Source organism: Dyella sp. OK584, from assembly GCF_057787755.1.
Genome location: NZ_CM173542.1, coordinates 3,111,222 through 3,134,666 on the forward strand (window position 1 = coordinate 3,111,222; position 23,445 = coordinate 3,134,666).

At 62.0% G+C, this 23,445-nt stretch carries 19 protein-coding genes; 17 read left to right on the forward strand and 2 right to left on the reverse strand.

Going from position 1 to position 23,445, the window contains the following annotated elements:
* Window positions 1-4: 4 nt before the first annotated feature.
* The 4 genes from AC3CBN_RS14015 (at window position 5) to katG (ending at window position 4,842) form a co-directional block, all read left to right on the forward strand.
* Entirely contained in the window at window positions 5-391 is a 387-nt protein-coding gene (locus AC3CBN_RS14015) for a thioredoxin family protein (RefSeq protein WP_488633625.1), read from the forward strand.
* Window positions 391-1,119 (forward strand): cytochrome c biogenesis CcdA family protein, encoded by a 729-nt coding sequence (locus AC3CBN_RS14020; protein WP_488633626.1) that lies wholly within the window; start codon window positions 391-393, stop codon window positions 1,117-1,119. The genes AC3CBN_RS14015 and AC3CBN_RS14020 overlap by 1 nt, the downstream gene beginning before the upstream one ends.
* A gap of 21 nt (window positions 1,120-1,140) precedes the next feature.
* Window positions 1,141-2,025 (forward strand): patatin-like phospholipase family protein, encoded by an 885-nt coding sequence (locus AC3CBN_RS14025; protein ID WP_488633627.1) that lies wholly within the window; start codon window positions 1,141-1,143, stop codon window positions 2,023-2,025.
* A gap of 561 nt (window positions 2,026-2,586) precedes the next feature.
* Window positions 2,587-4,842, forward strand: a complete 2,256-nt coding sequence (katG, locus tag AC3CBN_RS14030) for a catalase/peroxidase HPI (protein ID WP_488633628.1) — start codon at window positions 2,587-2,589, stop codon at window positions 4,840-4,842.
* Window positions 4,843-5,209: 367 nt separating this feature from the next.
* On the opposite strand, the gene ahpF is transcribed toward katG, so the two are convergent.
* Both ahpF and ahpC read right to left on the reverse strand, forming a co-directional pair.
* Complete coding sequence (gene ahpF / locus AC3CBN_RS14035; RefSeq protein ID WP_488633629.1) at window positions 5,210-6,796, reverse strand: alkyl hydroperoxide reductase subunit F; 1,587 nt, start codon at window positions 6,794-6,796, stop codon at window positions 5,210-5,212.
* Window positions 6,797-6,948: 152 nt separating this feature from the next.
* On the reverse strand, window positions 6,949-7,512 hold the full coding sequence (gene ahpC / locus AC3CBN_RS14040) for an alkyl hydroperoxide reductase subunit C (RefSeq protein ID WP_488633630.1): 564 nt from the start codon (window positions 7,510-7,512) through the stop codon (window positions 6,949-6,951).
* Window positions 7,513-8,310: 798 nt separating this feature from the next.
* Here ahpC and AC3CBN_RS14045 point away from each other — a divergent pair.
* The 13 genes from AC3CBN_RS14045 to AC3CBN_RS14105 all read left to right on the forward strand — a co-directional run bounded on the left by AC3CBN_RS14045 (window position 8,311) and on the right by AC3CBN_RS14105 (window position 23,283).
* The gene (locus AC3CBN_RS14045) at window positions 8,311-9,306 is read left to right on the forward strand and encodes a sigma 54-interacting transcriptional regulator (RefSeq protein ID WP_488633631.1); all 996 of its coding nucleotides are present in this window, start codon (window positions 8,311-8,313) and stop codon (window positions 9,304-9,306) included.
* A 217-nt stretch (window positions 9,307-9,523) separates the two neighbouring features.
* Window positions 9,524-9,793: a hypothetical protein gene (locus AC3CBN_RS14050; RefSeq protein ID WP_488633632.1), complete on the forward strand. Its 270-nt coding sequence runs from the start codon at window positions 9,524-9,526 to the stop codon at window positions 9,791-9,793.
* Window positions 9,794-9,828: 35 nt separating this feature from the next.
* Window positions 9,829-11,433 carry a phage tail sheath family protein gene (locus AC3CBN_RS14055; RefSeq protein ID WP_488633633.1) on the forward strand — a complete coding sequence of 535 codons (1,605 nt, stop codon included), beginning with the start codon at window positions 9,829-9,831 and terminating at the stop codon, window positions 11,431-11,433.
* A 10-nt stretch (window positions 11,434-11,443) separates the two neighbouring features.
* A complete protein-coding gene (locus AC3CBN_RS14060; protein ID WP_488633634.1) occupies window positions 11,444-11,971 on the forward strand; it encodes a phage tail protein in 528 nt (175 codons plus the stop codon).
* A 3-nt stretch (window positions 11,972-11,974) separates the two neighbouring features.
* Window positions 11,975-12,727, forward strand: a complete 753-nt coding sequence (locus tag AC3CBN_RS14065) for a T4 family baseplate hub assembly chaperone (RefSeq protein ID WP_488633635.1) — start codon at window positions 11,975-11,977, stop codon at window positions 12,725-12,727.
* A complete protein-coding gene (locus AC3CBN_RS14070; RefSeq protein WP_488633636.1) occupies window positions 12,724-13,458 on the forward strand; it encodes a hypothetical protein in 735 nt (244 codons plus the stop codon). Before AC3CBN_RS14065 ends, AC3CBN_RS14070 begins: the two co-directional genes overlap by 4 nt.
* On the forward strand, window positions 13,455-14,699 hold the full coding sequence (locus AC3CBN_RS14075; RefSeq protein ID WP_488633637.1) for a Pvc16 family protein: 1,245 nt from the start codon (window positions 13,455-13,457) through the stop codon (window positions 14,697-14,699). The genes AC3CBN_RS14070 and AC3CBN_RS14075 overlap by 4 nt, the downstream gene beginning before the upstream one ends.
* Window positions 14,696-16,912, forward strand: coding sequence for an ATP-binding protein (locus tag AC3CBN_RS14080; protein ID WP_488633638.1), 2,217 nt, complete (start codon window positions 14,696-14,698; stop codon window positions 16,910-16,912). Before AC3CBN_RS14075 ends, AC3CBN_RS14080 begins: the two co-directional genes overlap by 4 nt.
* Window positions 16,909-17,187 (forward strand): hypothetical protein, encoded by a 279-nt coding sequence (locus AC3CBN_RS14085; protein ID WP_488633639.1) that lies wholly within the window; start codon window positions 16,909-16,911, stop codon window positions 17,185-17,187. Before AC3CBN_RS14080 ends, AC3CBN_RS14085 begins: the two co-directional genes overlap by 4 nt.
* 140 nt (window positions 17,188-17,327) lie before the next feature.
* The gene (locus tag AC3CBN_RS14090) at window positions 17,328-19,742 is read left to right on the forward strand and encodes an eCIS core domain-containing protein (protein WP_488633640.1); all 2,415 of its coding nucleotides are present in this window, start codon (window positions 17,328-17,330) and stop codon (window positions 19,740-19,742) included.
* Window positions 19,743-19,752: 10 nt separating this feature from the next.
* Entirely contained in the window at window positions 19,753-20,604 is an 852-nt protein-coding gene (locus tag AC3CBN_RS14095) for a hypothetical protein (protein WP_488633641.1), read from the forward strand.
* 187 nt (window positions 20,605-20,791) lie between these two features.
* A complete protein-coding gene (locus AC3CBN_RS14100) occupies window positions 20,792-22,450 on the forward strand; it encodes an eCIS core domain-containing protein (protein WP_488636736.1) in 1,659 nt (552 codons plus the stop codon).
* A gap of 80 nt (window positions 22,451-22,530) precedes the next feature.
* A complete protein-coding gene (locus tag AC3CBN_RS14105) occupies window positions 22,531-23,283 on the forward strand; it encodes a CHAP domain-containing protein (protein ID WP_488633642.1) in 753 nt (250 codons plus the stop codon).
* The last annotated feature ends 162 nt before the right edge of the window (window positions 23,284-23,445 follow it).

Sequence of the window (23,445 nt, forward strand, 5' to 3'; positions counted from 1 at the left end):
CCACATGAAAACGAACAAGCTCGGACTCGCCCTCGGCGCGCTGCTTCTGGCGGTGGCTGGAGTCGTTGCGGCGGATGAAGTGCCGTTCAACCAGAAGCAGTACGAACAGGCGGTGGCCGCAGGCAAACCCGTCGTGGTCTATCTGCACGCGGACTGGTGTCCGACCTGCCGTGCGCAGAAGCCGATCGTCGATCGGCTATCGGTGGAGCCTCGACTCAAGGAGGTGACCATCTTCGTCGCGGATTTCGACACCGAGACGGCGCTGGAGCAATCACTGAAAGTCACGCAGCAATCGACCTTCGTGGTGTTCAAGAAGGGGCACGAGGTGACGCGTTCGACGGGGCAAACCAGCGAAGCGGGTATTCGTTCCGCACTGGAGCAGGCGCTCTGATGGATTTTGGCCTGGGCACGTATGCGTTGGGTTTTCTGGCGGGCGCGGCCACCTTGCTGTCGCCATGCGTGCTGCCGATTCTTCCGATACTGATCGCGTCCGCGCTTTCGCGACATCGGTGGGGCGGCGCGATGCTCGCACTCGGACTCAGCCTCTCGTTTGCGCTCACCGGCATCTTTCTCGCCACGCTGGGGGCATCGATTGGCCTGAGTGCCAACACCTTTCGGCGGGTCGCGGCGGTATTGATGGTGCTGTTCGGGCTGGCGATGCTGGTGCCGCGCTGGCAGGTTGCCTTCGCGCAGATCAGCTCTCGTATCGGCAATACAGGGCAGCAGGCGCTTGGTTCGATTCGTGGCGAGGGCGGGCTGAGCCAGTTCCTGATCGGGCTGATTCTTGGCCTGGTGTGGAGTCCGTGCGTCGGTCCGACGCTAGGCGCTGCCACGACGCTCGCCGCGCAAGGCAGAAACCTTGGTCAGATCGCACTGCTTATGGCGGTATTTGGCCTTGGCGCCGGGCTGCCATTGCTTGCGTTGAGCACCGTGTCCGGAGCGTCGATGACGCGCATGCGCGGCGCGCTGGTGTCGGTCGGCAGCGCTGCCAAGTCGGTACTGGGGGCAGGCTTTGTGCTGATTGGCCTATTGGTTCTCACCGGGTTGGACCGCAAGTTTGAAGCGTTCGTACTGTCCATCAGTCCTGAATGGCTGACCCGGCTCACGACATCGCTGTGAGCCTGCATGCAGGTAATCGCCATGAACCAGACAGAAGCCGCAGTCCGCACCCATCCACCACGCACTGCCTTTGTGCTGGCAGGCGGAGGCAGCCTCGGTGCCGTGGAGGTGGGCATGCTGCAGGCCCTGCTGGAATGGGGCGAACAACCCGCTTTCGTGGTGGGTGCTTCGGCAGGTGCGATCAACGCAGCCTATTTCGCTGCGGAACCCACCATCGACGGCGCCAGCAGGCTGGAGCGCATCTGGTGCGCACTTCGACGGCGCGACGTCTTTCCGTTTAGCTGGCGCAACCTGCTCGGCGTGCTGCGTCGACGCGACTATCTCGTGGATTCCGATGGCTTGCGCGCCTTGCTGGAGCAGCACATGTCCTACGGACGACTGGAGCAGGCTGCGTTGCCGGTGCATGTCGTGGCATCGGACATGCTCACTGGCGATGAGGTACTGCTGTCGGCGGGGTCGGTAGTGGATGCCGTGCTGGCTAGTACGGCCATTCCCGGCGTGTTTCCTCCCGTGCAGATCGACGGCCGTCTGCTGGTGGATGGCGGCGTTGCCAACAACACGCCCATCTCCGCCGCCGTGAGGCTCGGTGCGACTCGCGTCATCGTGCTGCCTACCGGTTTTGCCTGTTCGTTGAGCCAGATACCGGCGGGAGCAATTGCGCGCGCCATGCACGCCGTAAGCCTGCTGGTGTCGCGCCAACTCGTGCAGGACGCCGAGCGCTACGCCAACAGCTCGATCGAGCTACGTATCGTGCCCAGCCTGTGTCCGCTCGATACGTCGCCTTACGACTACTCCGCTGCAGACGGACTGATCGCTCGATCGAAGGCACGAACCCGTCAATGGCTCGAACAGGGCGGTCTTGCCGAGGGTGGCATTCCGGGAGCATTGCGAGAGCATACTCACTGACCGGTCAGGCCCCATCCGACCTCGCATGCCCGTCTTGAATTCGCAACCTTGCGTGCTAAAGGCACCACCAGTGTCTTGAAGTGAGGCGAGTAGCGCCCGGTCAGCCAGATGGGCTCGATGTTGCACTGGGCGTTGGGCTTCAGCCGACTGGAGCGCGCGCATGCGGGTGCCCCGTTGAACGACGGAAGTTTCACCCCTGTAGACGTAAAGCCCACCCTTCGCCAACGACGATCGTCTCCCCGCGGTAGGTGCCATGGACATTGAGCCAAGGTCGCCAAAACCACTCGTCTTTCGATAGCCAGAACCTATCAAGGTCATTGCAAGAATCGAATTCCATTGATGGTCGCCCCGGCGTAGATTCCAGTAAGGACCGGTCTGTCGATGTGAGCCATACGCGTCCCATGCACGCCACAACATCCACTATCGGATCAGAGCCACGCGCCTCGGGTGACCAGCAGCGACGTGTCAGAACGGGCTCGCCATGGAGCCCGCGGTTGCGCCACGGAAGCCTGACGTCTTCGTAGAACTCGTAGTCGTTTCATCCCTTTAAGGAGAGAGCGCATGTCAAACGAAGCAAAGTGCCCGTTCAACCATGCCGCCGGTGGCGGTACGACCAACCAGGACTGGTGGCCCAGGCAGTTGAGGGTGGATCTGCTCGCCCAGCACTCCAGCAAATCCAACCCACTGAACCATGGCTTCAACTACGCCAAGGCGTTCAAGAGTCTCGATCTGGCGGCGGTGAAGAAGGATCTCGCGGCCCTGATGACCGATTCACAGGACTGGTGGCCCGCTGACTTCGGCCACTACGGCCCGCTGTTCATCCGCATGGCCTGGCACGGTGCCGGCACTTACCGCATAGGCGACGGCCGCGGCGGCGGCGGCCGTGGCCAGCAGCGCTTCGCGCCACTCAACAGCTGGCCGGACAACGTCAGCCTCGACAAGGCCCGCCGCCTGCTCTGGCCGATCAAGCAGAAGTATGGCCAGAAGATTTCCTGGGCCGACCTGTTCATCCTCAGCGGCAACGTCGCGCTCGAAACCATGGGCTTCAAGACCTTTGGCTTTGGCGGCGGACGCGAGGACACCTGGGAGCCGGATCAGGACGTCTACTGGGGCAACGAGAAGACCTGGCTGGGCGGCGACATCCGCTACGGCAAGGGGCCAGACGGCGACAACGAAGGCGTGATCGTGGCTGAGAAAGAGCTGCACGGCAGCGAGACCAGCCGCACCGACAAAGGGCGCAATCTCGAAAATCCGCTGGGCGCCGTGCAGATGGGCCTGATCTACGTGAACCCGGAAGGCCCCGACGGCAATCCGGACCCGCTTGCCGCGGCACACGACATCCGCGAGACGTTTGCGCGCATGGCCATGGACGACGAGGAAACCGTCGCGCTGATCGCCGGTGGCCACACCTTTGGCAAGACGCATGGCGCCGGTCCCGCCGACAACGTGGGTCTCGAACCCGAGTCCGCCGATCTCGAGAACCAGGGGTTGGGCTGGAAGAGCAGTTTCGGCACCGGTAAGGGTGGCGACACGATCACCAGCGGCCTGGAGGTCACCTGGACCAGCACGCCGACCAAATGGGGTCCCGGCTTTTTCGAGCACCTGTTTGGCCACGAATGGGAACTGACCAAGAGCCCCGCCGGTGCCAACCAGTGGGTCGCCAAGGGCGCTGAAGCAACCATCCCGCATGCTCATGATTCCTCGAAAAAGCTGCGGCCCACGATGCTCACCACCGACATCTCGCTGCGCGTGGATCCCATCTACGAGAAGATCTCGCGACGCTTCCTGGAGCATCCCGACCAGCTCGCCGACGCCTTCGCCCGTGCCTGGTTCAAGCTGACCCACCGCGATATGGGGCCGCGCGCGCGCTACCTGGGCCCGGAAGTGCCGGCCGAAGAACTGATCTGGCAGGACCCGATCCCGGCGGTCAACCACGCGCTGGTCGATGAGAAGGACGTCGCCTCGCTCAAACAGAAGATCCTGGCATCAGGTCTGTCCGTCTCGCAGTTGGTGACCACCGCCTGGGCATCGGCATCCACCTTCCGTGGTTCCGACAAGCGTGGTGGCGCCAATGGCGCGCGCATTCGCCTGGCACCGCAGAAGGACTGGGCGGCCAACCAGCCCGAGCAACTGGCGAAGGTGCTGAAGACGCTCGAAGGCATCCAGGGCGAGTTCAACAAGGCGCAGTCCGGCGGCAAGAAAGTGTCGCTTGCCGACCTGATCGTGCTGGCCGGTAGCGCCGGTATCGAAAAGGCGGCGGAGAAGGCTGGCCATCGTGTGACCGTACCTTTCATGCCGGGCCGCATGGACGCCTCGCAGGAACAGACCGACGTGCCATCCGTCGCGATGCTCGAACCGGTCGCCGACGGTTTCCGCAACTTCCTCAAGGGCAAGTACAGCATCCCGGCCGAAGCCCTGCTGATCGACAAGGCGCAGTTGCTGACGCTGAGCGCCCCTGAGATGACGGTGCTTGTCGGCGGCCTGCGTGTGCTGAACGTCCACGACGGGAAGAACTCGCACGGCGTCTTCACCGATCGGCCGGAAGCGCTGACCAACGACTTCTTCCGCAACCTGCTCGACATGGGTACGGAATGGAAACCGCAGTCGCAGGCCCGGGACGTGTTCGAGGGGCATGACCGCAAGACCGGTAAGCTGAAGTGGACCGGCAGCCGCGTCGACCTGATCTTCGGTTCGAACTCGCAGCTCCGCGCCCTGAGCGAAGTCTATGCAAGCGAGGACGCGCAGGAGAAATTCATCAGTGACTTTGTGGCAGCTTGGGTCAAGGTGATGAACCTCGACCGGTTCGATCTCGCCTGACGCATCGCGTGGCCTCGTCGGGATGACAGTCTCGGCGGGGTCACGACCCTCTCAGGGCCTTCGCGCCATGCGGAAACGCCCGCTCGTCAGACGGGCTGGGCAGTGAGCGTACAAGTGTGATGTCGAGACGCGCCTGCAGCGCGAGCAATGGACGAGTGAGTTGCACCCTGATCGACTGTATTTTCGCAGGTCCGCCTGACCGAATCGCGCGCGGTCGTCTTGCAGCGTGGTTGCGAGCAGGCGCAGGAAGCTTCTCCGCAGTGTTTCCTTCCCACCGAATCCATATCGTTGTGCGATTCCCTTGCATAAAAAAAGCCCGGCGGCATGAGAGCGTGCGCTCATGCCGCCGGGCGTGCTGCCTGATGCGTCAGGCGACCACGCTTTCTTCAACCGGCTGCGCTACGGGCAGGCGAATCAGGTAATCGAAGGCGCTAAGCGACGCCTTGGAGCCTTCGCCCATGGCAATCACGATCTGCTTGTATGGCACGGTGGTCACATCGCCAGCCGCAAATACGCCGTGCAGCGAAGTTTCGCCGCGCGCATCCACTTCGATCTCGCCGCGCGACGACAACTTCAGCGTGCCCTTGAGCCATTCGGTGTTGGGGAGCAGGCCGATCTGCACGAATACGCCTTCCAGCGCGACATGCCGGCTCTCGCCACTGCTGCGGTCGGTATAGGTGAGGCCGGTGACCTTTTCCTCGCCCAACACTTCGGTGGTCTGCGCACTGACGATCACATCGACGTTCGGCAGGCTACGCAACTTGCGCTGAAGCACTTCGTCTGCACGCAGCGTGCTGTCGAACTCGAGCAAGGTGACGTGGCTCACGATGCCGGCCAAGTCGATGGCCGCTTCCACGCCGGAGTTGCCGCCGCCGATCACCGCCACGCGCTTGCCCTTGAACAGCGGGCCATCGCAGTGCGGGCAATAGGTGACGCCCTTGTTGCGGTATTCCTGCTCGCCCGGCACGTTCATGTTGCGCCAGCGCGCGCCGGTGGAAAGGATCACCGTCTTCGCCTTTAGCGTCGCGCCATTGGCCAGCTGCACTTCGTGCAGGCCACCCGGTTCATTAGCGGGAATCAGTTGTTCGGCGCGCTGCAGGTTCATCACGTCCACGTCGTACTCGTGCACGTGCTGCTCCAGCGCAGCAGCCAGCTTCGGGCCTTCGGTGTACGGCACCGAGATGAAGTTTTCGATCGACATGGTGTCCAGCACCTGTCCGCCGAAACGCTCGGCGGCCACGCCAGTACGGATACCCTTGCGAGCGGCGTAGATGGCCGCTGCCGCGCCAGCCGGGCCACCGCCGATCACCAGCACATCGAACGGTGCCTTGGTGTTGATCTTCTCGGCGGCGCGATCGGCGGAGCCGGTATCCAGGCGTGCGGCGATCTGCTCGATGGTCATGCGGCCCTGGTCGAACGGTTCACCATTGAGGAACACCGTGGGCACCGACATGATCTGGCGCTCATTCACTTCGTCCTGGAACAGCGCGCCATCGATCGCCACATGTTTGATGTTGGGATTGAGCACGCTCATCAGGTTAAGCGCCTGCACGGTGTCCGGGCAGCTATGGCAGGACAGCGACATGAAGGTCTCGAAGCGGAAGTCGCCATCGAGATTGCGCACCTGCTCGATCACGTCCTGCGAGACCTTGGGCGGATGGCCGCCGACCTGCAGCAGGGCAAGCACCAGCGAGGTGAACTCGTGGCCCAGCGGGATGCCCGCAAAGCGCACGCTCACATCCGTACCCACGCGGTTGATCGCGAAGGAGGGTTTGCGCGCATCGGCGCCGTCGAGGCTCAGCGCAACCTTGTTGGAGAGCGACGCAATATCTTGCAGTAGGCCTTTCAGTTCCTGTGACTTCTCGCCACTGTCGATGGAGGCCACCAGCTCGATCGGGTGGACGAGCATTTCCAGGTAGGTCTGCAACTGGGTCTTCAGATCGGCATCCAACATGAGGGGCTCCATCGGTTTATTCGGGGTGAGCGTCACGATCACCCGGCAAGGCCGGGCGTCGCGTACGTCGGGAATTCGGAAATCGGGCCCGGCAATACGCCGGGCCCAAGGCGGCTCGATGCAGCGAGCCGCAAGAGGGGAGCAGCGGGGACTTAGATCTTGCCAACCAGGTGCAGCGACGGCTTCAGGGTCTGGTCGCCTTCCTTCCACTTGGCCGGGCACACTTCACCCGGATGGGCGGCAACGTACTGAGCGGCCTTCACCTTGCGCAACAGCTCGGAAGCGTCGCGGCCGATGCCGTTGTCATGGATCTCGCACAGCTTGATCTGGCCTTCCGGATTGATCACGAAGGTACCGCGCAGCGCCAGGCCTTCTTCCTCGATCATGACGCCGAAGTTACGGGTGATCGCGCCGGTCGGGTCGCCGATCATCGTGTAGTTGACCTTCTTGATCGTGTCAGAGGTGTCGTGCCAAGCCTTGTGCGCGAAATGGGTGTCGGTCGAAACCGAGTAGACATCCACGCCCAGCTTCTGGAACTGGTCGTTATGGTCAGCCAGGTCTTCCAGCTCCGTCGGGCAGACGAAGGTGAAGTCGGCGGGATAAAACACCACCACAGACCACTTGCCCTTCAGCGTGGCATCGGTCACTTCAACGAACTGGCCATTCTTATAAGCCTGGGCCTTGAACGGTTTGATTTCGGTATTGATCAACGACATCGTTGTTTTTCCGTTGGTTGTGGTTAGTGGAATGGTGAGAGTAAGGGCTTTGCTTCAATTGATCCAATTGATTGTTGGCATGGAGGCTATTGACTGTGACTATGGAGATCTATCACCGGTTGCGCACACGCAACCCATCAGGAAAAAGCTGCCATCACCGAAGACGTAGTGGCGTGAAGTCCGTTCACAACCACCCCGCGTCCTTCCGCCACGAGTCACGGTCACCCTGAATACAAGGTCTTGCGGGGCAGGGCAGCCGGTGTTGTCCACGAGCCGTCGCCGCGCACACTGCCGCTTCACCCTCGCTGGGGGATGCTGGTCGAATGCCGAAGTGCCGCAGGTCACTGGAAACGCACAGCGCCTGAGGCGGCTGCCTAAATGCGTAACTTCCTGGCGCGCAAGCTGCCGAAGCCGCATTGAGCGGTGACTCTGGAGCTGAACTCGTCGTCACAAATGTTTAGGGGTTCAACATCACGTCGATGTGCAATTCGGATTCACATCGATCACGCGGTTCCGGGCGCGGGCACGACTCCGTGCGTTCTTGGTAACGCACAATTCAGAACGCACCCGTTCGGTATCGCCAGGGGCATTACCAAAGCACTAGCAAGGATGGTGTAGGGATTTTCTCTGATTACCCCACAGGGTACGGTTCTATCACCTTATACGGATGGGAATGGGCCATACGGCCACGCATACTCCCGCCTGTCACCGCCCGCCCTGTGGTTCATTCACGCTGGTGAAGCCGCTCAATGGCGGTGATGACCTGCCCACGCTTCGACGGGCTACGGGGAATGGACTATGCCGGTCATGCTTGGTCGTTCCAAAGCTTTCCAGCTGGTGCGCGCGCAGCTGCGTTGCTATGCAGGCTGCGACGTGCAAGTGCTGATCGAGGGCGAGACCGGTACCGGAAAGGAACTGGCTGCGCGGGAAATCCATTACGCCAGCGCACGCCGAGAGCGTCCTTTTGTGCCGGTCAATTGCGGCGCATTGCCGGACAACCTGATCGAGAATGAACTATTCGGCCACGAACGTGGCGCTTATACCGATGCAAAGTGTGCCCAGTCGGGCCTGATCGATCATGCGCGCGGCGGCACGCTGTTTCTCGACGAGGTGGATGCCCTGTCCAGCAAGGCACAGGTGACCCTGTTGCGCTTTCTCGGAAACAACGAGTACCGCCCGGTGGGTGGCGGCGCTACGCGCGTGTCGAGCGCCAGGGTGATCGCCGCCACCAATAGTTGTCTCGAAGAACAGGTTGCGGCTGGGCATTTTCGCCGGGACCTGCAGTACCGGCTCAATGCCCTGCATGTGCGCATGCCACCGCTGCGCGAGCGGACGGATGATGTGCAGCTGCTTGCTGAATACTTCCTCGATCTTGTCGCACAGCGGCTTGGCGGCACGGCAAAGCAATGGTCGCCCGAGGCGCTGCAAATACTTTCGTCGTACCACTGGCCCGGAAATGTGCGTGAACTGGAGAACGTGGTTCTGCGCGTATACATGCAAGCGGACGGTGAAGTCATAGAAGGGGCTGCGCTCAGTGAACTGTTTTCCACGCCGCTATCCACGCCTTCGTTCGATGATGCCGTTGACCCTGACGACACGGCGGGGCTCCGATACCTGGTGGCGAAAGACCTCGCCATGCGCGCCTTCGAGCGCGGCTATCTCACGCGGCTGATGAAGCGCGCCGAGGGCAACATCACCGCGGCAGCGCGTCTGTCCGGTACCGAGCGACGCCAGCTCGGCAAACTCCTCAAGAAGCACGGTATCGAGACGCGGCACTTTCGCGCCCAGTCGTAATGCGCGACTGCATCAGGCACGAGTCGGCGTGCCTGTCATTCCTCCGCTCTCCTGATCACCGGGTGTAGCGCGACCCTCCTGCTCATATTTGTCGGGTCAACTCAGACCCGGCTGCACGCGACGCATTGACTGCGAATGCCTACCTGATGCGGTTTGGCAGTGACGCATGCGATGGCACGCGTGTTGCCTTGGCACTTGGTGATTGCGGAGGCGCCCTATGAGTCATCGGCAAGCCGGAGGGGAAACCGACCAGCAAGAAGTGGAGGTGGCCGTGCTTGGCTACCTGCACCGGCATCCGGATGCCGCCGACACGCTTGACGGCATTGTCAGCTGGTGGCTGCCGCAACAACGATACGAAATGGAACGTCTACGCATTGAGCGCGTATTGAGCGATCTGGTCGTTCGAGGTGAGCTCCGGTGCGACAGGCTGCCTGGCGGTGCAGCCCTGTACTCGCTGAACCGTCCCGCCACATCGCGTCCGCATTGACTGCGCCGCACATTGCCAAGATCGAGGACAGAGCCATGCCAGCCACCTTGAGTTATCCAGGCGTCTATATCGAAGAGATTCCCAGCGGTGTTCGCACCATTACCGGTGTGGCGACGTCTATCACCGCCTTCATCGGCCGCGCTGCCAAGGGGCCGACCGACGCCGATGATGACGGTCCCGTGATCATCAATAGCTACGGCGACTACGAACGAAATTTTGGCGCGCTCGATCCCAACTATCCGATGGGTTACGCGGTACGCGATTTCTACCTCAATGGTGGCGCACAGGCAGTGATCGTGCGGTTGTACAAAGGGCCAGCCAACACGGCCATGGCCCAGTTCGCCATCACCAACCTGCCACTGGTGGCGGCATCGGCCGGTATCTGGGGCAATACGTTGCGTGTGCGCGTGGACAACCACGCATCGCCCGATGTGGCGGCACTGTATGGGTTGGTTGCCGCCGACCTGTTCAATGTCACGGTGCGCGACATGGTCAGCGGGGCGCAGGAGAGCTTTCTCAATGTCAGCGTGAAGGAGAGTCCGCGCCGCGTTGACAGGGTGCTGCTGGCGAACTCTTCGCTGATTCGCGTGGCTTCGAGCCTGAGCCTGCCTGCGACGACGACGCCCGGAGCGATGTCCGACACCGTGCCTGCCGGCAAGACCGTGTGGGACCAGGACACCACGTCCATCGGTGTATCCACCGACGCAGTCGACAGTGCGGTGCTGGATGACGCCGCCTACGAAGGTGATCCCGATGCCAAGACCGGCATGTATGCGCTGAAAAAGGTTGATCTGTTCAATTTGCTTTGCATTCCGGCGGATCTGCGCGGTGGCGATACCAGCGTCGGCGTGTACCAGACGGCCATGGCGTTCTGCGTGGAGCGGCGAGCCTTGTTGATCGTGGATCCACCTTCGGCCTGGACCAGCGCCAACGCGATCACCAAGTCGAACAATGCGGCGCTTACCGCGCTGGGACTCAACGGCACGGCCGCACGCAACGCTGCGGTGTTCTTCCCGCGCGTGATCGAATCGGACCCTGCGCGACAAAGCCAGCTCGACACCTTTGTGCCTTGCGGCATCATCGCTGGCGTGATGGCTCGCACCGACACCCAGCGTGGCGTATGGAAGGCGCCTGCGGGCCTGGATGCAGCCTTGAATGGTGTGCAAGGACTTTCCGCCGTGCTCACCAATGACGAGAACGGCATGCTCAATCCACTCGGCGTGAACTGCCTGCGCAGCTTCCCGCTCAGCGGCCCGGTGGTGTGGGGCTCGCGCACCCTGCGCGGTGCGGATTTGCTCGCCGACGAATACAAATACATTCCGGTGCGCCGCCTTGCGCTGTACCTGGAGGAAAGCCTGTTCCGCGGCACGCAATGGGTGGTGTTCGAACCCAACGACGGTCCTTTGTGGGCACAGATACGCCTCAACGTGGGCGCCTTCATGCAGAACCTGTTCCGACAGGGCGCATTCCAGGGCAAGACGCCGACGGATGCCTATTTCGTCAAATGCGACGGTGAAACCACCACGCAGACCGACATCAACCTGGGCATCGTCAATATCGTGGTCGGCTTCGCACCGCTGAAGCCCGCCGAGTTCGTGGTCATCCAGCTGCAGCAGATGGCCGGCCAGATCCAGACCTGAGGACAATGTCATGGCTCAGTTCAGCGTCAATGCGCAGCGCTTCGATCCGTACAAGAACTTCAAGTTCCGGGTGAAGTGGGATGGCCGCTATGTGGCCGGCGTCAGCAAGGTCTCCGGCCTCAAGCGCACCACCGAGGTAGTCAAGCATCGTGAGGGTGGCGACCCAAGCAGCAGCCGCAAGTCGCCCGGTCGTACCGAATACGATGCCATCACCATCGAGCGTGGCGTCACCCACGATCTGGAGTTCGAGAAGTGGGCGAACAAGATCTGGAACTTCGGCGCCGGACTCGGTGCTGAAGTGTCGCTCAAGGATTTCCGCAAGGATCTGATCCTTGAGGTCTACAACGAGGCTGGCCAACTCGCGCTGGCGTACAAGCTCTATCGCTGCTGGGTGTCCGAATACCAGGCGCTGCCTGATCTGGATGCCAATGCCAACGCGGTAGCAATCCAGCACCTGAAGCTCGAAAACGAGGGGTGGGAGCGCGATACCAGCGTGCAGGAACCCACCGAGCCCACGTTTACGGTGCCAGTGGGTTGAGTCATGCGCACGCCCACCGCCAGCGAGTTGTTGCAGGTATGGGAGCGCGGCGGCGAAGCGTCCGCCGTCGCGCAAAGTTTGCGACTTATTGGTGCAAGCTGCGACGAGCTCGATGCCGACACCTTGCAGAAGTTGCCGCTGGGTCAACGTGACGCGCTGCTGCTGCAGTTACATGCCCGGCTGTTTGGCCGCCGGCTCGACGGTGTGGTGCATTGTCCGGCCTGTGACGCCATTGTCGAAGCAACATTCGATGCCGATGGATTGCAGGTCGCGCGAGGCGATAACGCAGTGGTCGACGCGCCGCGCATCCTGGAGCTGCATTCGCTCGCGCATGATGTCTGGGTGCGGTTTCGCCCGGTCGACTGCAGCGACCTTATCGCGCTGCACTCGTGTGCCGATCCGGCGCAGGCACGCGACCTGTTGCTCGAACGCTGTGTCGTTGATGTGATGAAAGCCGACGGGTCCGGCGTACTCGAAGTGCTACCTGAAGAGATAGAGACGGAGTTGGCCATGGCCATGGCGGCTGCCGACCCGCAAGCTGATCTGCAGCTTGATTTAACCTGCCCCGATTGTGCGCACCGCTGGCAGCCGGTGTTCGACATTGCCCGATTCCTCTGGCAGGAGCTGAACGCCTGGGCACTTCACCTGCTGCGCGATGTGGACCTGCTGGCACGCATCTATCACTGGAGCGAGGCGGACATTCTTGCCATGAGCCCGCGCCGTCGTCAGGCCTATCTTGAGCAATGCGTGTCGTGAGCGACTTTCTCGACCGGCTTGCAGTACGGGCGATTGGCGGCGAAGCCATGCTGTCGCCGCGCCTTCCTTCGCTGTTTGAGCCGATGCAGCGCCTGTCGATGCCCGCCATCGATAGCCTGCAGCACGACGATGCCTCGCCACTGGAAGCGTCACCTCGGGATGGCACAACGCGCCGGCCGGTGGGGCAGGTTGAGGCGGAGACGACTCCGGCGTCGCCGCGTTCGCGAGCTGCTGCCGCCAGTTTTCTCGAATCGTTGGCGCCGCGCGAACAATCAGACATCCGGGGCCAGATGCAGCCATCGACTGTCATAGCGAAGCCGTCTTCGGTGGCGGTCCATTCAAGTGCTTCGGAGAAGGCTTCGCGCGTGGACCCGTTGGATGCACGCCACGAATCCGTGGTGATACGTGAGCAGCGAGAGCGCATCACGCCAGCGGTGACCAAGGCATGGTTGGATGTCGATAGTGGTTCGCTGCTTCCCCCAAGTACGCCAGTGTTCGCATCATCGCTTGCGGCTGCGGAAGCGCCACAACGGATCTCCCATGCCACGCAGCACCAGGGTGCTGTCCACGACCTGCGCGACAGCCACGAGCCTGTCGTACACGTGAGCATCGGCCGGCTCGAAGTGCGAGCCACCTCGGCAACAGCCGGTGCTGCGCCACGCCGGCAAGACGCGCCACGGCCGAGCAGCCTCGATGACTACCTGCGCCAGCGCGGCAAGGCGAAGCCATGAGCAACGTACTTGCCATCGCCGCCACCACGCGCACGCTTCGCAACCTGCTGTTGGCGCAGATGCCATTGCTGGACAGCGATCTGGGCGATCTGGAAGTGACGTTGCAACCGCCGGACATCGCACGCAAGGGCATTAGCAAGGCCCAGCTCAACTTGTTCCTGTATCAGGTTGTCTACAACGCTGCGTGGCGCAACATGGACATGCCAGGGCGCGTCCGTCCCGGCGAAACGGCTCCGCCCGCACTGGCGTTGAACCTGCACTACCTGATCACCGCCTGGGGGCGAGGTGACAGCGATAGCGAAGCGATCAGCCATCGCGTGCTCGCCGCCGCGATGAGTACGCTGCACGACCGTTCGGTGCTCGATGGCAACGACATTCGCAATGCGCTGCCTGACAACGATCTTGCCGACCAGATCGAGCGCGTACGCCTGACGCCGCTTCCGCAGAGCGTAGATGAACTATCCAAACTTTGGACCGCGTTTCAAACCAACTACCGCGTGTCATCGGCCTACGAAGCCACCGTGGTGTTGATCGACAGCCAGTCGCCATCTCGCGCCAGCTTGCCCGTGCTAAAGCGTGGCAAGCAGGACCGTGGGGTGATCACCATGCCGTCGGCGGCACCGTCGCTGGACTCTCTGATCTTGCCGCATGCGCAGGCAGCGGCGCGCCTTGGTGACGATATCGTGCTGGGTGGCAGTCAGCTCGCGGCGGCCAACACATTGGCGCGCTTCAGTAGTCTGCGACTTGATGCACCGGTTGATGTGGCGCCGGTGGCTGGCGATTCGGCGGGCACATTGCGCGTGCATCTGGCCGATAGCAGTGGGGATGTAGACGCGCCTTCGCGCTGGGCGCCCGGGATCTACACCGTTTCCTTGCTGGTGCAATCACCGGATTTGCCCGCGCTGATGAGCAACGAACTGCCGCTGGCACTGGCGCCCATTATTACCGTGAGCCCGTTGACGGCGTCTGCGGGCACGCTGAGCTTGAACCTGACTTGCATGCCACGCATCCGCGACGGCCAAAGGGTGTTTCTGTTGTTCGGCGATCAGCTCGTTGTGCCGCAGAGCTTCAGCAACCCGGCGGATACGCACAAACCCACTGCGTTGGTATTCCAGGTGCCGGGTGTCGGCAAGGGCACTTACACCGTGCGCTTGCGCGTGGACGGCGCCGACAGCATTCCAGTCGATTTCAGCGGCAGCGTGCCGGCCTTCGCCAGTGACCAGCAGGTAGTGGTGTCATGAGCGACTACGCACAGTGGCTCGCCGCAAATGACCAATACCTGGCCAATGCGTTGGCTGAACTGCGTGGTCGATTGCAGCGAGCTGCCTCGCAGCACGGTGCTGAAACACCCGCTGCGCCAGTGCCAGGCACAACACCCGATGAAGCCGTGGCATCGGCGCCGGTGGTGGGCGCGCCACCCTCTGGCGCCATGGCCGAAGGCGGGCATGAATCGTGGTTGGCGCGGATGTTCGGCGAGCATGCTTCGCCATCGGTGGATGCTGTGGCATCGATGCCTGGGGCGTCGCCTCTCGCGGCAGATGTACCGGGCGATGACTCGGCCCCTTCGACGGACGTGTCGCCACAGGGTTCCATTGCTTTCGATGTCGATGCCTCCGCATCGGCATCCATCGGTCAACAGATGCCAGCCTTGCTGCTACTCGCGCAGCGGCTGGGGTTGTCGGAATTCGAGCGCAACGTGCTGTTGCTTTGCATCGGCATGGAGCTGGATACGCGCATGCCGGCGCTGTGCGCGCAGGCGCAGCACGATACCAGCAAGCCGTGGCCGACCTTCGCGCTGGCCTTTGCCGTGCTGGATAACCCCAGTTGGGACGCTCTCTCGCCCGAACGCCCGCTGCGTTACTGGCGATTGCTGGATATCCATCAGCCGGGACCGCAACCGCTGATCGGCGCGGCACTGAGTGCCGACGAGCGCATCGTGAATTTCGTCAAGGGCATGAACTATCTCGACGATCGCCTGTCGCCACTGTTGACACCGCTGTCGCCATCTTCCTTGCCACCATCTCAGCAGACCGTGGCCGATCGCATTGTCGATAGCCTCCGTCATGTGCCCATGGGTGAGCCACTGCCTGCGGTGCAGCTGATCGGCAGCGACAGTGTGAGCAAGCAGGCCATTGCCCATGTGGTGGCAACGGCGTTGGGTGCGCAGGCGCTGCGGCTGTCGGCAGAGCTGTTGCCCGCCACGATTGCCGAACAGGAAACGCTGATCCGCCTGTGGCAACGCGAAAGCCAGCTGCTCCCGATCGCCCTGTATGTCGATGCGGCCGAGCTGGACCGCGGCGATGCGAGCGCAGCGCCCATCAAGCGCTTTCTGTCGCGTGCCGGTGGGCTTGCCTTCATCGACACTCGCGAGCCATCGGGCAGCGGCGCCATGACCACGTTGAGCGCGGATGTCGCCAAGCCGACCGCTATCGAACAGCGCAGCTTGTGGCAACGGCTGCTGGGTAACGGCGCAGGTCAGCACCCGCAGCTTTTGGCCGGTCACTTCGACTTCAACCTCGGCAAGATCGGCCAGATTGCCCATTCGGCGCTCGCGACGGCCGAGGGCGCATCCAGTGCGCTGGGCCAGACGTTGTGGCAGGGAGCACTGGAACGTACGAGGCCCGCACTGGACCCGCTCGCACAGCGCATCGAAGCCAAAGCCAGCTGGAGCGACCTCAAATTGCCCGACACCGAAAAAAGCCTGCTGCGCCAGATCGCCGACCAGGTTGCGCAGCGCAGCACCGTCTACGACGACTGGGGCTTCCGCGAGCGCATGAATCGCGGGCTGTCGATCAGCGCCTTGTTCGCGGGCGAAAGTGGTACGGGCAAGACCATGGCAGCGGAAGTCATCGCCAATGAGCTGGGTCTTTCCCTTTACCGAATCGACCTCTCCGCAGTGGTCAGCAAGTACATCGGCGAGACTGAAAAGAACCTGCGCAAACTTTTCGATGCAGCGGAAGAGGGCGGCGCCATCCTTCTTTTCGATGAGGCCGATGCCCTGTTTGGCCGCCGCAGTGAAGTGAAGGACAGCCACGATCGCTATGCCAACATTGAAGTGAACTACCTGCTGCAGCGGCTGGAGTCGTTCCGCGGTCTGGCCATTCTCGCCACCAACATGAAAGGTGCGCTCGACTCGGCTTTCCTGCGCCGCATCCGCTTCGTGGTGAATTTCCCATTCCCTGGCGTGGCTGAGCGAAAGGCCATCTGGGCATCGGTATTTCCTGCCAAGGCGGCGACCACCGCGCTCGATGTGGACCGCCTGGCCCGGCTTGCACTGACCGGCGGAAGCATCCAGGGCATTGCCTTGAATGCGGCCTTCATGGCAGCCAAGGCAGGCATCGAAATCAACATGCCGCTGATACTCGAAGCGGCACGCGCCGAGTTTCGAAAGCTCGACAAGCCGGTCAACGAGGCGGACTTCCGCTGGCTGGCAAGCGCGGGAGCCAGGTCATGAGCATCGAACTTCACATCGAGCGGCTGGTGCTGGATGAGGCGCTGCTCGGTGGCGAGTCGGCTCATGCAGTGCGCCACGCCATCGAGCGCGAACTGGCGAAACATCTCACCCGGACAGAATCGATCGATGTGCTGCGGTCCATTGGCAGCGTGGCAGCACTTCCGTCAAGTGCTTTGCCTCCCCCTGCGCATCCACGCCAGCAGCTCAGCTCGCGTATTGCCATGGCCGTGGGGCAGGGGATGGGCATCGGTGTTGCTGCGGGAAGGGCGCTATGAGCATCCTTGCAGCGAGCGTGGCAACGAAGGGCGCTGCGCAAGCCACGGCGCAAGCAGCGCAATGGCAACGCAGGTGCGCTTGCGGCAAGCACACGCCAGGCGGTATCCCGTGTGCAAGCTGTGCGGGGGCGAATGGTCGCTTGCAGCGCAAACTTCGAGTTGGCGCCACGAACGATCCGCTGGAAGCGGAAGCGGATCGTGTGGCGAGCTGGGTGCTCGCTTCGACGTCACCGAATGCGGTCGGCGCGATGTCGCCCGCCACGCGTCAAGTCCAGGCCTTGTCGGCTGCACCTGCTTTTGAATCGCAGCAGGCCGTTCCGGACAGCGTGGATCGCACCCTGCTCGGCAGTGGCGAAGCGATGCCGCCGGCGCTGCGGCAAGACATGGAGGGCCGCTTCGGACACGATTTCTCAAAGGTGCGCCTGCACTCCGACCCGGCATCCGCACAATCGGCAAATGAGCTTCACGCGCAGGCGTACACAGTAGGTTCGGACATCGTGTTTGGCGCCAGCCGCTTTGCTCCGCATACCACAGAAGGTCGTCACCTTCTTGCTCATGAACTCACCCATGTGTTGCAACAGCGCGCATCCCCGGGTCAGGCCTTGCAACGCCAACCCGCGAGCGACGCCGGGACCAGTCCTCCCGTGGATGCCGAACAGACTGCGAGTGACGGGGGGGCAGCAGTGGACGCGGGCATACCCGTCACCACGTCCGATGCCGGTGCTGGTTCGGCCGGAACGCCCGGGCCGGCGACAACGATGCCAACGCGAATACCTGCCAACGAAGCCGAAGCTATTGCCGATACACAGATTTTCTATCCGGATGAAAAGGCGGTTGCCGATGCCCTTGTACCTCTGCCTGATGTTGTGCAAAAAGCCATCGGCACCGACGCAGCCTTCCGACGGAAATTTCTTTACCGATGCTCGCTTTATCTCGGTCCACACCCGAAAACGGTCGATCACTTCAAGGGCATCGGCACATTCACGTTCGCTGACGCTAATAAGACTGAGCTGATCCTCCACAGCCGCGCTATCGCTCGCCTGCAGGAAGTGCAGGGCGTGATTGGCGAGAAGAACATGCCGTCATCCAGTGTGGGCTTCGCACTGCGCGACAAGGTGAGTTCGAAGGACGTGCTCTATCCAGGGATGATGGTCCACGCCATGGGTTACGCAATTGACTATCGGGCTGTCGTCAATCCGCACTTCAAAGATCCGCGCCTGGTGGGTACCCAGGCGCTGTTCACGACGGACCAAACCGCGTTCCGCGTCGGCTTGGGGGATTGGCGAAAGTACCGTGGGATCGTCAAGCGCTTAGGGAGTCACGAGCTTGATGAAAATTCGCCAGAGGCGAAGGATCTCATCAACACGTTCGAACAAGGAGCACAGAAGGACCTGGTAGGCAATGAACGCATCAAGCGGCAGATCCCGCCCACTGGCCTTGCCAGGCTCAAGGCGCTGCGTCAGGAATTCAAAGCCATGCTTGCACGCAAGGCGACCTTTGATCGTGCCGTAGCTGCCGCAAGGAAAAGCGGTGCGTTGAAAGGCACCTCTGACCTGGACACTTTGCGCGCGATCGTTAAGCCAGGTGACCCGACTGGCGGACTGGTTGTCGAGGGTTTGCAGATCGTCGCGTCAAGGCAATCGATCATCGAAGAAACCCGGGTGATTCTTGCCAGCGTCATGAGCAAGGCGGAAAGCGAAATCAAGCGCATGCAAGGCATGCCGCATATGGGTGAGACAGGCAAGGAGTATGCGGAAACCATGAGCCGTCTCGCTGCCGGAAAAGAGGCAGCCAAGCGAGCTGTGATCGCCGCAGATAAGGACGTCAAGCAGTCCAAGGCGGAAACCGCAATGCACAAGCGCGAGCTTGACCAGCTGGACGCGCGTATCGCCACCACTAAAGCCGCAACGCAACAGGCGACACCGGGCAAGGCAGGGAGCAGTCGCACGGATGCCGACAAGGCCAGGCGCGCGCGTGCGGATCTGGAGAAGCGTGGCCTTGAAGCCGCTGCGCTTGCCACGTCCGACAATGCACGCAGACAGCGCATCACTAAGCGCATTGAAGCAGGAAAGCTCCAGGACGATGCCGAGGGCGCCCTCAAGGAGGGCCAGGCTGTCCCCGATCGCCATCGATGGGTGGAGCAGCTTGAAGCATTGCGGCGCGGTCTGTCAGTCGAACATTTTGATGCGCGACTGGTGTTCGGCATTGGCGAGAAGGACGCCGAGGCGGACAACGCAGTTGTCGATCCATCCCTGGTCCAGCTGTTCTCCAAAGGGTACTTCAACGTCGATCCTCCGCCTCCGCCCGCGCCAGCAACCGCGCCTCCGGCGGCGAAGGGGGCGAGGGCGCCCAAGCGCGCAGCTACACCCGCACCTCTGCGTGGCTTCGATCTGAATTTCATGGAAGTGATGCTTAAGCACGGATTCGGCCAGGGCTCTGAATGGGAGCCAGGTAGCGTCGATTCCATGCATTTCGAACTGGCCGAGGGAGTGGACGAACTGCACGTGCCAACCGACGCAAAAGCAAGCTCCGCTAAACCCAAGGGAAAACCTTAGGAGGGATGTCATGAAGAAATCCGCCAGTATCCGCATTCCCAAACCCCGCCCCGGCGGCATCATCCGTTTCGGCAAGAAGAAAGCGAAACGCGATTCGCGCAACCTGATGTTCGCGTCATTGTTGAAAGCCGCACCGGCATTGCCCGCCGAGTACGACTTCGACGTGAACCATCACGGTATTCCCACGCCGATGTTTGGAAACGACTGGTATGGCGATTGCGTCATGGCGGGCCGCGCACATCAGACTCTTCGCTTTGAGTTCGCGGAACAGAAAAAACTGATTCCCATCACCGAACAGGAGGTACTGACGGAATACTTTCAGGAGACCGGTGGTGCCGATGCCGGTCTGGTCGTGCTCGACTCGCTGAAGGAGTGGCGCACGAGCGGCTGGCTCGCGGCCAAGCGCCGTTACAAGATCAAGGCCTTCGCACAGGTAGATCCGACCACGCCAAGCCAGATCAAGCGCTCCGTCTATCTGGATATCGGTGTGGGCCTTGGCTTCACCTTGCCCGATACGGCCATTACCCAGTTTCATGCAGGCAAGCCGTGGGCAGTGGTTAGCGGCAAGACTGGCAAGCCCAATCCAAAGAACGGCCACTACGTCTATGTGCCGGGATACACCAAGATCGGCCCGGTCTGCGTCACCTGGGGGCGCAAGCAGCAGATGAGCTGGGCCTTCCTCGCCAAGTACTGCGACGAGGCCTATTCGATCATCGATGCGATCGATACGACCAAGAAGAAGCGTGGTCTGGACGCGAAGAAGCTTGAGGCGTTTCTCGGTTCGCTGGGCAAGGCGAAGCAGCCAGTGGCGAAGAATGCTCCCGCTCGCAAGCGTGCGGTACGAGGGACTCGTCGTGCTTGAGCGTTCCGCCAGCGTCGTCAAGGCAGCAAGCGTGCCGTTAGCGCACGCCGGGCTTCGCTTGCGACGCAAATGCGCATGCGGCAGTCACGCGACAGGCGGTGGTGAATGCGAAAGCTGCAAGAAGCGTGTCCAGCGCAAGAGCAGTGGTGCCGCTCCGCTTGAAGCGGCGCCACATGTCGTGCATGACGTGTTGGACACGCCAGGCCAGCCGCTGGATGCGGGGACGCGTGCGTGGATGGAGCCTCGATTCGGCCACGATTTCAGCGGCGTGCGTGTGCACACGGACGGTCAGGCGGCGGAATCCGCCAGATCGGTGGGTGCGCTTGCCTATGCGGTGGGGCGACATGTGGTGTTCGATCATCATCGCTATGCTCCGCACACGCCGGCTGGCCGCCATCTGTTGGCCCACGAGCTCGCGCATACGATCCAGGATCCGGGCGCATCGGGGCTGCACCCTTCGCTGGAGATCGGCGATGCCAGCGATGCGAGCGAGCGCGCCGCGGATCAGGCGGCAGATGCCGTCATGCGTGGCGGCAAAGCGACAGTCGCGTCAGCAGGCGGTGGCGTGGTGCGCCGACAGTTGAGCGGATGCTCGGCATCGCCCGGCGATAGCCCGGACAAGCGGAACGTTCTGTGTCCCGATGGCTCCAGCTACCGGGTCACGATGACGCCAACGGATGGCCCGATGGTTCCCGGATTTCATGGCTCGGTCACGCCCGGTGCCAGTTTCAAAGAGATCTGGCTGGATATCGAGCTATGCAAGGACGGTACCCAGGTGAACATCAGGCCGAGTATCGACATACCGCAAGCGCTCGCTACCACCATCGCCAACATGGTTGCTGGATCCGATGCCCTGAAGGGCGTCAGCATTACACCGACGTTGAAGTTCACCCTCGTCCAGAGCCAGAGCTTCACGCTGACGATCGCACCATCCGTCAAGGTGGATCAGAGCGGCGTTAGCGGCGCTGGAGGTTCGGTGAAAGTGCAGACCGATGATGTAACCGTGACGGGTGGAGTCAATTGCAACCCGCAATCGAAGTCATGCATGTTCACCATCGAATTGGGCGGCGGTTCGGCCACCAGAAGCGTCAAGTGTCTCAAGAAGGGTAAGCAGCAGATCGTATTCACGTGTGAAAAGGTCAATCACGTGCCGGCGATCCCGGAAGTACCGGAAGAGAAGAAGACAGATGTCGAGACGCGTTATGTTTTCTTCAAACACGCGATGCACGATGTCCGCAAGGATTTCAGGCTACCTACGGATATTCAGGCACTCAACGAACAGGGCTATCGCGTTACCTCCATCAAGGGCTTTACCTCGCCCGAAGGGCCGCGTGGCACGGAACATCTCCCCCAATTCGAAGGCAATGTCGCGTTGGCCATCGAGCGAGCGAAGGCTGCATACGATTGGTTGATTGATCCCAAGGTATGCGCTGGCTGCGACCTGAAGGATGCCAAGCAAAGTGGGGAGAGTGAGCTTCCGCCAGAGCAGGGCAAGCAGGAGCCGGAGCCCGAGGGGCGGGGGATGGAGCATGGCGCGGTCGATGAATTTCTCGGCAAGACGGGTAAGGCCGATCCACTGGCGCCTGCCGAGCCTGCGAACCGTGCGAAGTTCGAGCGGTTGCCTTTCAGCCAGCAACGCGAGAAGGCGTTCGAGTTGATGCGTCGCGCTGCGATCGTTCTTGAGCGCACACGCACGACCCGCGAGCGCAAGCCCGGTGTTCCGGCTCGCGATGAATACAGCGGCGTTGAATGCAGTCCGCAAGTGCTGGAGGCGGCGCAAAAATCGTTCGGATTGAAGCCGCCGGGGCCCTTCAACTTTGATTTGCCGAGTAACAAACGGGATTGAACGGATCGGGATTGAACACTCCAGTAGAACCATGGTGTGTGCTTGCGAGACAGCACCAGGGGACCTTCAAGGAGATGGTGATGGACACAATACGCAAGGGCGACCACGGCCAGCAGGTGCAGTTGTTGCAACAGTTGCTGTCGCAGCGTGGCTACGCGGCGTCGACCAGCGGCATCTTCGATACCAAGACGTGGCAGGCGTTACGCGCCTTTCAGGCTCAGAACCTCGACCAGCACGGCCAGCCGCTGGTTGTGGATGGCGTCGCTGGCCCCCTGACATGGTGGAGCCTGCAGAATCCCAAGCCATTGATCGACACGCCCACTGCTGTGGATTACACGAGCATGCCTGATGGCGGGAGCGCCGTAGGGCGTGCGGCGCTCGGCGCCGCGATCGACCAGCTGAAAGCCGGCGCGGGTGAAGAAGGCGGTGACAACCGTGGGGAGTTCGTGCGCAAGTACCTCGCGCCAACGGGTCTCGGCGAAGGCAATCCGTGGTGCGCAGCCTTCACGAGCTATTGCTTCATGGAAGGATGTGGTGGTGACAAGTCACATATGCCATTCGCCTATACGGCCAGCGCGCGCACCATGCTGGGGGAGTTCAAGCAGCTGGGATGGTCCATCGACCCGACGGCGCGCTACATCCCGTTGCCAGGGGACATCGTCGTGTGGTGGCGTGTGAGTCTGGCAGGCTGGTTTGGCCATGTCGGCATCGTGCATTCCGTGCAGGACGGCATGCTCTACACCATCGAGGGCAATCGTAGCCCGCGCGTGCAGGGCTTCTCGTATGTGCTGAGTCGCATGGATAAGCTGCTCGGCTTCGGACACGTGCCATGAGTGCCTTCGCTCTCAGTCAACGATCATCGTCCCGGACGATGCCGGTGCCCGCGGCTGTGACTGGCTTGAAGCGAACCTGCGGTTGCGGTGCTCACAGCGCGAGTTGTACCAAGTGCCCTGAAAAGCGACTTCCGCGGACGCCCTGGGCTGCGTCGCGACAAT